This window comes from Rhodopirellula maiorica SM1 (assembly GCF_000346295.1).
Classification (GTDB): Bacteria; Planctomycetota; Planctomycetia; order Pirellulales; family Pirellulaceae; genus Novipirellula; species Novipirellula maiorica.
This window is the reverse complement of the sequence record NZ_ANOG01001069.1, coordinates 1-915: the sequence shown is the minus strand read 5'-3', so window position 1 is coordinate 915 and position 915 is coordinate 1. Positions and strand designations below refer to the sequence as shown.

General features: G+C 58.3%; 2 protein-coding genes. Both read left to right on the top strand.

Going from position 1 to position 915, the window contains the following annotated elements:
• On the top strand, positions 1–293 hold a 293-nt coding region (locus tag RMSM_RS41610; RefSeq protein WP_160168443.1), incomplete at its 5' end, for a tyrosine-type recombinase/integrase.
• Between the two features lie 11 nt (positions 294–304).
• On the top strand, positions 305–915 hold a 611-nt coding region (locus tag RMSM_RS34765), incomplete at its 3' end, for an IS91 family transposase (RefSeq protein WP_173405170.1).

Below are 915 nucleotides of genomic sequence, written 5' to 3'. Positions count from 1 at the left end.
CGGGAATCCACAAGACGATCAGTCCTCACACGCTTCGTCATTCATATGCGACTGGGCTGCTCGAGTCGGGCGTCGACTTACTGACGATCAGCCGGTTGCTCGGACACAAAAGCTTCGCAACGACAATGATTTATCTGCACGTGCGGCGAACGCACTTGGGCTCCGCCCCGAGTCCGATCGACTTGCTGCCAGTGCGGCAACTGCCCGGCTGGAAGCAGGACGAGTATGCCAGCCTTCCCAATCCAAAGGGCAGCACGAAAGCAGACCAGGACAAGCCGAAAGGCCACAACTAAAGGTCTCCGACTTGCTGCGGCAGTACGCCGGAGCGTATGTCGGAAAACGTCGTTCGGCGGCGGCTCCGCAAGTGCAGAGTACTCTGGCGAAGTTATCGCTGTGCCGAACATCGGCGTTGGGCATCCGGCAATTCAAATGCAAAAGCTGTCACGCCGAGAGCATGATCTACAACTCGTGCGGTGATCGTCACTGCCCCGAGTGTGCTGGCGGCAAGCGAGCCGACTGGTTGGAGAAAACGAGCACATTGTTGCTTCCCAATGTCGATTACTTTCAAGTCGTATTTACGCTGCCGGGTGAGCTGTCGCGACTGGCGTTGGGCAACCGCAAGCCGATCTATGACTTGCTGTTCCGTGCAAGTTGGGAGGCGCTGCGTGAGACGATCGAAGCGGAGCAAGGCTACCGCGCCGCGACGACGATGGTGCTGCACACATGGAACCAGAAACTCGAGGCGCACGGGCATGTTCACGCTGTCGTGCCCAGCGGCGGCCCGTCACTGCACAAGATAGGCCAGTGGAAACAGTGCTGGCACAAAGGACGAGAAACGTCCTTTCACTTGGTCGATGCCAGCGAGCTTCGTCGCAATTATCGCGATCGATTCATCGAGGGATTGCGGCGACTTCA